This window comes from Chryseobacterium contaminans (assembly GCF_001684955.1).
Taxonomy (GTDB): domain Bacteria; phylum Bacteroidota; class Bacteroidia; order Flavobacteriales; family Weeksellaceae; genus Chryseobacterium; species Chryseobacterium contaminans.
Map to the genome: position 1 here is coordinate 1 of NZ_MAYF01000074.1, position 8029 is coordinate 8029.

Annotated in this window: 8 protein-coding genes and 1 pseudogene; 8 read left to right on the forward strand and 1 reads right to left on the reverse strand. The window is 36.3% G+C overall.

Annotation, left to right across the window (positions count from 1 at the left end):
* The first annotated feature begins 139 nt into the window (after positions 1-139).
* From BBH99_RS06050 to BBH99_RS06070, 5 genes are all read left to right on the forward strand, one after another.
* Positions 140-478, forward strand: a complete 339-nt coding sequence (locus BBH99_RS06050) for a hypothetical protein (protein ID WP_066693347.1) — start codon at positions 140-142, stop codon at positions 476-478.
* 5 nt (positions 479-483) lie between these two features.
* Positions 484-1377 (forward strand): type II CRISPR-associated endonuclease Cas1, encoded by an 894-nt coding sequence (gene cas1, locus BBH99_RS06055; protein WP_066693353.1) that lies wholly within the window; start codon positions 484-486, stop codon positions 1375-1377.
* A complete protein-coding gene (cas2, locus tag BBH99_RS06060) occupies positions 1374-1712 on the forward strand; it encodes a CRISPR-associated endonuclease Cas2 (RefSeq protein ID WP_066693356.1) in 339 nt (112 codons plus the stop codon). The genes cas1 and cas2 overlap by 4 nt, the downstream gene beginning before the upstream one ends.
* Positions 1713-3253: 1541 nt before the next feature.
* Positions 3254-3928 carry a YceI family protein gene (locus tag BBH99_RS06065; protein ID WP_066693359.1) on the forward strand — a complete coding sequence of 225 codons (675 nt, stop codon included), beginning with the start codon at positions 3254-3256 and terminating at the stop codon, positions 3926-3928.
* Between the two features lie 180 nt (positions 3929-4108).
* Complete coding sequence (locus tag BBH99_RS06070) at positions 4109-4657, forward strand: type 1 glutamine amidotransferase domain-containing protein (protein WP_066693362.1); 549 nt, start codon at positions 4109-4111, stop codon at positions 4655-4657.
* Positions 4658-4732: 75 nt separating this feature from the next.
* On the opposite strand, the gene BBH99_RS06075 is transcribed toward BBH99_RS06070, so the two are convergent.
* Positions 4733-5089, reverse strand: coding sequence for a hypothetical protein (locus tag BBH99_RS06075; protein WP_066693364.1), 357 nt, complete (start codon positions 5087-5089; stop codon positions 4733-4735).
* Between the two features lie 139 nt (positions 5090-5228).
* Between BBH99_RS06075 and BBH99_RS06080 the strand changes: the two genes are divergently transcribed.
* The 3 genes and pseudogenes from BBH99_RS06080 to BBH99_RS06090 all read left to right on the forward strand — a co-directional run.
* On the forward strand, positions 5229-5480 hold the full coding sequence (locus BBH99_RS06080) for a DUF1294 domain-containing protein (RefSeq protein WP_066693366.1): 252 nt from the start codon (positions 5229-5231) through the stop codon (positions 5478-5480).
* A gap of 256 nt (positions 5481-5736) precedes the next feature.
* The gene (typA, locus tag BBH99_RS06085) at positions 5737-7542 is read left to right on the forward strand and encodes a translational GTPase TypA (RefSeq protein ID WP_066693368.1); all 1806 of its coding nucleotides are present in this window, start codon (positions 5737-5739) and stop codon (positions 7540-7542) included.
* 147 nt (positions 7543-7689) lie between these two features.
* Positions 7690-8029, forward strand: a pseudogene (locus tag BBH99_RS06090) (hypothetical protein); the annotation flags it as partial.

Sequence of the window (8029 nt, forward strand, 5' to 3'; positions counted from 1 at the left end):
AAAGATAATAAGCTGGTTCAGCATAGTTGTACATTTTGGCATGCAGTAGAAAAAAAAAAAATATAATATACCTACTGTTATTAAAAATACTGCAGATGTTTGGAACCTGTTATTAGAGAAAGAACTTCCGGTTTTATTTTTGGATAAATTACCTGCTGATAAACTTAATTTAAAATTCAGTATGCAGCAAAATGAAATGTTTATTTTGGGATTATCCCAAGAGGAATTTGATGAAGCCATAAAAAATAATGATAAATCTTTATTGAGTAAACATTTGTATTTGGTTTGGAGTATTTCTAATAATGATTATTATTTCAGGCATCATTTGGAAACAAAGAATACGGAATTGAAAAATATCCCGACAGCAAAAGATTCCAAAAGATATTTTAGATTTAAAAGCGTTGGCGCATTAGTTGGAACTAATCCAATAAAAGTAAGATTGAATCATTTAGGAGAAATTACCAAAATAGGAGAATAATAATTATGGTCACCCGCTCAATCTACATCGGCAATCCGGCTCATCTAAAACTTAAAGATGAACAAATGTATATTTTGGAACCTTCCACTAAAGAAATGAAAGGTAAAGTTCCGGTGGAAGATTTGGGATTACTGATGTTGGATCACTTCCAAATTACTATTTCACATCAGTTAATTCAGAAAATGATGGGAAATAATGTAGTAGTGGTGAGTTGTGACGGCCATCATTTACCCCATGGAATTATGCTTCCGCTTTATGGGCATACAGAACATTCCGACCGGATTAAAGATCAATTAGAAGCCAGTGAACCCCTCAAAAAACAACTTTGGAAACAGACTGTTGAATGTAAAATTGAAAACCAAATAGGGGTTCTAAAACGCCTGGGAAACTATTATGAACCGATGATTGATTACCATAATAATGTAAAAAGTGGTGATATCACCAATATGGAAGGTATTGCGGCACAACATTATTGGAAATATCTTATTAGTCTGGATTTTCTGAGACAGCGTTTTGGAGATTCACCCAATCAATTTTTCAATTTTGGGTATTCGGTTCTCAGAAGCATTGTTGCTAGAGCGATTGTAGAGACGGGGTTGCTTCCTGTTCTAGGAATTTTTCATAAAAATAAATATAATCCTTACTGTCTGGCAGATGATCTCATGGAACCTTATCGCCCTTTTATTGATTTATTAGTAATGCAATGGCTGGCACTCAATTCGGAAACGGAAGAATTAACTAAAGAATTTAAAGCTTTTATTTTACAGATTGCAACTAAAGATGTGAAAATAGATAATAAAACCAGACCATTGTTGGTTGCTGTAAAAACAACAGTTACATCACTGTATAAATGTTATACAGGAGAAAAACGATTGATCTCTTATCCTGAATTGATATGAATGCCGAAAGGTTTAATGCTTACCGAATTATGTGGGTTTTAGTATTATATGATTTACCAACGGAGACTAAAGCCAATATGAAAGATGCTAACCGCTTTCGTAAATTTTTGCTTGATGATGGCTTTACCTTATTTCAGTTTTCAATGTATGTAAGACATTGTCCAAGTCGTGAAAATGCTGAAGTCCATATTAAAAGAGTAAAGTTTATGCTTCCTAAAGCAGGAAAAGTTGCTATTATGTGTATCACTGACAAGCAGTTCGGAGATATTGAAATATTCTTTGCTAGAAATAAAGAAGAACCCCCTCCAACTTTTCAACAGCTTGAATTATTTTAAATTTAAAATCCTAAAAACAAAAACAATCTACTGATTTTCAGTGGATTGTTTTTTGAGGCTGTGACTAATCACGAAGATAATAATTTTTGAAAGCAATTCACAACATACGGATATGTACGATCATGCTAACTGGTGCTGTGACTAATCACGAAGATAATAATTTTTGAAAGCAATTCACAACACCGTTCGTGATTATGGATTTGCGCCCGTTGCTGTGACTAATCACGAAGATAATAATTTTTGAAAGCAATTCACAACTCAGGCTACTCATTTGTTAATTTTTATCAAGCTGTGACTAATCACGAAGATAATAATTTTTGAAAGCAATTCACAACTGGAGTTTACGGTGGCTATATCAACACTACGCTGTGACTAATCACGAAGATAATAATTTTTGAAAGCAATTCACAACGCATTTAACGATGAAAAGTTAACGCAGCTTGCTGTGACTAATCACGAAGATAATAATTTTTGAAAGCAATTCACAACGAAGACATGCGAGTAAAGCGTAGAGTATTAGCTGTGACTAATCACGAAGATAATAATTTTTGAAAGCAATTCACAACATTCACCAGTACAGCAGATGATAAGAGCAAGCTGTGACTAATCACGAAGATAATAATTTTTGAAAGCAATTCACAACTACACGCGCATAATGCAAAGGCGCTTTAGTGCTGTGACTAATCACGAAGATAATAATTTTTGAAAGCAATTCACAACTCATGGATATAAGAGGTAATATAAATAGGAGCTGTGACTAATCACGAAGATAATAATTTTTGAAAGCAATTCACAACTCATGGATATAAGAGGTAATATAAATAGGAGCTGTGACTAATCACGAAGATAATAATTTTTGAAAGCAATTCACAACGGTGACGCTGAGCCTACGCCTCCTACAATAGCTGTGACTAATCACGAAGATAATAATTTTTGAAAGCAATTCACAACCCACTTTGATGAAATTTGTTATAGGCTTTCGCTGTGACTAATCACGAAGATAATAATTTTTGAAAGCAATTCACAACCTTTAATCCTACGTTCTGTATTGATACCTTGCTGTGACTGATCACGAAGATAATAATTTTTGAAAGCAATTCACAACTGGCACGGTAACAATAGCGGTCAGAATACTGTTGTGACTGATCACGAAGATAATAATTTTTGAAAGCAATTCACAACCATAAACGATACGCCAACTGGAAAGCCTATGCTGTGACTAATCACGAAGATAATAATTTTTGAAAGCAATTCACAACTACTGTTTTAACTGGAGTTAGAGATGGATCGCTGTGACTAATCACTAAGATAATAAATTTTGAACGCACTTCATAACCTGCAACATATTACTCTCTAATAGCATAGTTGTGATTAATCACTAAGATAATAAATTTTAAATGCACTTATATTCCCCTTCCCATGTTACAATTCCTAACATCGGTAGCAAAATTTACATTTCTTGATGTATGTTAAGGTGACTCCCGCAAGGTTTTTCTATTTTTGTACCCGAAAACAATAAACTTTTTAAACAGTTCAATAATATGAAAAAAATTAGCGTAATCGCATTAGTAGCAGTAGGATTGATGGCAGCATCATGTACCAATAAAGAAAAAACAGAGACGTCAGTAGCTACTGAGCAGGCCGTTGCTGAAAGCAAAGGAGAAGTATTGGCAGTAGATACTGCAGCTTCTGTAGTAAACTGGAAAGCTTTCCACAAAGGAGGTTTTGCTCCACGTTGGGGAACTCTTAATGTAAAATCAGGAGATTTAAGCATTGAAGGTGGACAGGTAGTAGCCGGAAACTTCAATATTGATATGACTTCTATTAAAGTTGATCCTGCATCAGTAACTGAAAAAGATAAAAAACCGGCAGATCTTGAAGCCCACCTTAAAAACCCTGATTTCTTCGATGTAGAGAAAAACCCTGCTTCAGAATTCAAAATTACAAGTGTAGCTGATCTGAAAGAAGCACCAAAAGATGCAGTGGCAGGAGCTAACAAAACAGTAAGCGGAAACCTTACATTAATGGGAAAAACAATGAACGTAACTTTCCCGGCTAAAGTGGATGTAGCAGACAATACAGCAGCGATTCAGGCTAAATTCACAGTAAACAGAACAGACTGGGGAATCAAATTCGGAACTTCTGAAGCAGATCCTGCAGAATGGATGATCAGCAAAGACATTGAAATTGCTATCGATGTAAAAGCTAAAAAATAAGTGAATCAACTTTTTAATAATATTGAGCTGTCTTATCCAAGGCAGCTCTTTTTTATGGAATAGGATATTATTGGGTGTATTGATCCATTTTGAGGCTTTTAACCTTTTTTAGGAATTTATAACATTACTGCGGCATTATTTTTTCTTTTCATTAAAAATAACACCCAAAATCATAATATCATGTCAAAAAAAATCGCAATTCTCGCCACAAACGGCTTTGAAGAAAGTGAACTTCAATCACCAAAAGAGTATTTGGAACAGCAGGGATGGACGGCTCATATTGTAAGTCCTGAAGCAGGAACCATCAGATCATGGGCTGAAAAAGACTGGGGAAAAGACTATCGTGTTGATAAAACACTGGATGAAGTGACCGCTTCTGAATATGATGCTTTAGTGTTGCCCGGTGGTGTTATCAACCCGGATCAGCTAAGAACAAACGGGCAGGCGCTGTCATTTGTAAGAGACTTTTTTATACAGAATAAACCGGTTGCGGCAATTTGCCACGGGCCACAGGTATTAATCAATGCTAAGGTGGTTAATGGAAGAAATATGACCTCCGTAAAATCCATCAGTAAAGATCTCATTAATGCCGGAGCCCATTGGGAAGATAAAGAAGTAGTGGTTGATAATGGCCTTGTTACAAGCAGAACACCAAAAGATCTTCCTGCTTTTAATGCTAAAATGGTAGAAGAATTTAAAGAAGGAAAACATGCAGGACAAGCTTTGTAGCCTGTATGTAAGCTATAAAAAGCCCGGAATTATAAGATTCCGGGCTTTTATAAGATGAAATGTTTTAAAAACGGATTAATTAAAAATCCATGAATCCTGAATACGTACACAATACTCGCTTCCCAGATACAGAGGGTTACCATGTTTCTCAGACCAGAACCCGTCCAGGATGTCCCGGCTCAGACAGCGGTATACTGCAACACCCTTATAGATTTTTTGGTCATCACCTTCATAGTTGAAGTTAAGCACCAAAATATGGTCTTTATAGAATCCCGTACCGTTCTGGATATGCTCACCAATGATCCATCGGGCAATAATGCGGACGTTTTCATCAACCGATAAAATTAGCGTACCATGATAAGACATCTGGCTGGATGCTTCCTGATTGCTTCCTTTAATAGAATAAGTTCCTGCTAGATCATGTACTGTCATCAATTCATTTTTACGGGTGGCAAATTTATAAAATCTTATTCTGAAAAGTATCATGAACAGGGGGAGAATACCAGATATTGATCTTATAGCTTTTTCATATATCAATTAAGTTTTATTTTTGCAGCAAATTAATTGAAGTATGATTCCTTTTCTGTTGATCGCCAACCTCATTACCTTTGGAGTTTTCGGATTTGATAAGCTGCAGGCCAAAAGACAGCAGTGGCGGATTTCCGAGAATGCTCTTTTAGGGCTTTCATTAATAGGCATTATAGGCGCAGCTTCAGGAATGGTCATCTTTAATCATAAAGTATCCAAAAAATCTTTCCTGGTGAAATTTTTCATTGTGGTTTTAATTGATGTTGTACTACTATACCGCTTGATCAGGCATTAATATACGCCTCTCTTGAGGTGTCCTTTTATTGCACAGGAGCTTCCAGTAATTGTAATATTGTGGATACTATTTGTGGCGATCCGTCTGTAAAAGATCCATGCGGTTCACCTTTATGTTTATAGTTAATCACAGTGTTTTTTAAACACTCTTTTTTTATGCCCCTGTAAACGTGTATTTTAAACAGAATGTTAATTATTTATCCAATAAAATTGTTTTTCAGTAAAAATCACTATTTTTGCACTCGTAAAAATCCTATATGCAAAACATTAGAAATATTGCGATTATCGCACACGTTGACCACGGGAAGACGACCTTGGTTGACAAAATCATCCACGCAACCAACATTTTCAGAGAAAATCAGGAGAGTGGAGAATTAATTATGGATAACAATGATCTTGAAAGAGAAAGAGGGATCACCATCTTATCCAAGAATATTTCTGTTACTTATAAAGACACTAAAATTAACGTAATTGATACTCCTGGTCACGCGGATTTCGGTGGTGAAGTAGAGAGAGTATTAAAAATGGCTGACGGGGTGATCCTGTTGGTGGATGCGTTCGAAGGACCAATGCCACAGACAAGATTCGTACTTCAGAAAGCCTTGGAATTAGGATTGAGACCATTAGTGGTTATCAATAAAGTAGATAAACCAAACTGCCGTCCGGACGAAGTTCACGATCAGGTATTTGATTTATTCTTCAACCTTGAAGCTACCGAAGAGCAATTAGACTTCCCAACATTCTATGGTTCTTCTAAGCAAGGTTGGTTCAACACTTCATTAGAACAGACTGAAGATATTTTACCATTATTAGATGGTATTCTACAATATGTTCCTGCTCCAACTGTTACAGAAGGTAACCTTCAGATGCAGATTACTTCCCTTGATTACTCTTCTTTCTTAGGAAGAATTGCGATCGGAAAAGTAACAAGAGGAGAGATCAAGGAATCTCAATGGATCGGTCTGGCACAGGCTGACGGAAAAGTGTTGAAAGGTAAAGTAAAAGAACTTTACGTTTTCGAAGGATTAGGAAAGAAAAAAGTAACTGAAGTACAGGCCGGGGATATCTGTGCTGTAGTAGGTTTTGATGCTTTCCAGATCGGTGACTCTTTCGTAGATCTTGAAAATCCGGAACCATTGGAAAGAACAGCTATTGATGAGCCTACTCTGAATATGACGTTCTCTATCAACAACTCACCTTTCTTCGGAAAAGACGGTAAATATGTTACCTCTAACCACCTTAAAGAAAGATTAACTAAAGAATTAGAGAAAAACTTAGCATTAAGAGTTCAGCAGACTGACGATGCCAATACATTCCTTGTATTCGGTAGAGGTATTCTTCACTTATCAGTTTTAATTGAAACAATGAGAAGAGAAGGATATGAAATGACAATCGGTCAGCCACAGGTTATCCTGAGAGAAATTGACGGAGTTAGCTGTGAACCTTACGAATCTTTAGTAGTTGACGTTCCTGAAGAGTATGCATCAAGAGTTATCGACCTGGCAACTCAGAGAAAAGGTGACCTTCACATTATGGAAACCAAAGGAGAAATGCAACATATGGAATTCGAAATTCCTTCAAGAGGTCTGATCGGATTGCGTTCTCAAATGTTAACAGCTACAGCAGGGGAAGCGATTATGGCTCACCGTTTCACAGAATACAAGCCTTTCAAAGGAGCTATTCCTGGAAGAAACAATGGGGTATTGATCAGCAAAACTACAGGTCCTGCTACTGAATATTCAATCAATAAACTACAGGATAGAGGTAAGTTCTTCGTTGATCCGGGTGAGGAAATCTACACAGGGATGATCATTGGAGAACAAAACAAACCAGGAGACCTTGTAGTAAACATCGTAGAAGCAAAACAGTTGAACAACATGCGTGCAGCTGGAAAAGATAAAGATACAGGTGTTGCTCCGAAAATTTTATTCTCCCTTGAAGAATGTATGGAATACATCCAGGCTGACGAAGCTATTGAGGTAACTCCAAACTTCATCAGAATGAGAAAGAAAATCCTTTCAGAAGAAGAAAGAAAAAGAGTTGAAAGATCAGCGAAAGCTTAACAAATCCTGATTTACAATCAATATCATATAGAAAAGCCTCGAATTTTTCGAGGCTTTTTTTCTAAAGAATCGGAAAAATTGTTTATTTTTTCAAAAGAATATCCGAAATATCAAAATATAATTTAAAGTAGTTTTACGGTTATGAAAATGAGTAAACTAAAACTTATCGTTTTATTGGGAGTTCTTGCGTCTTACAGTACTTCATGTTCCACTCAGAACAATGTTACGAAGACTCCTCCTGCTAAAAATACAACAAAACCTAATACCAGCAATAATACAACCCAACCTAAGCCTCCTGTAGCAGTAAAACCTACCACAGGAACTCAAACGGAAGAAACGTTCAGAACCACTCTTCCTGAGATTAAACGAGAATTCCGCGGCGCATGGATTGCCAGTGTTGCCAATATCAACTGGCCTTCAAAAAATAATCTAACCGTAGAGCAACAGAAAGCAGAAGCCATCAGTATGCTGGATATGCTGAAAGAGA

Excerpts from the sequence above, each read along its gene's own strand:
- cas1 (WP_066693353.1), top strand. The coding sequence starts at position 484 with ATGGTCACCCGCTCAATCTACATCGGCAATCCGGCTCATCTAAAACTT.
- cas2 (WP_066693356.1), top strand. The coding sequence starts at position 1,374 with ATGAATGCCGAAAGGTTTAATGCTTACCGAATTATGTGGGTTTTAGTA.
- BBH99_RS06065 (WP_066693359.1), top strand. The coding sequence starts at position 3,254 with ATGAAAAAAATTAGCGTAATCGCATTAGTAGCAGTAGGATTGATGGCA.
- BBH99_RS06070 (WP_066693362.1), top strand. The coding sequence starts at position 4,109 with ATGTCAAAAAAAATCGCAATTCTCGCCACAAACGGCTTTGAAGAAAGT.
- BBH99_RS06075 (WP_066693364.1), bottom strand. The coding sequence starts at position 5,089 with ATGACAGTACATGATCTAGCAGGAACTTATTCTATTAAAGGAAGCAAT.
- BBH99_RS06080 (WP_066693366.1), top strand. The coding sequence starts at position 5,229 with ATGATTCCTTTTCTGTTGATCGCCAACCTCATTACCTTTGGAGTTTTC.
- typA (WP_066693368.1), top strand. The coding sequence starts at position 5,737 with ATGCAAAACATTAGAAATATTGCGATTATCGCACACGTTGACCACGGG.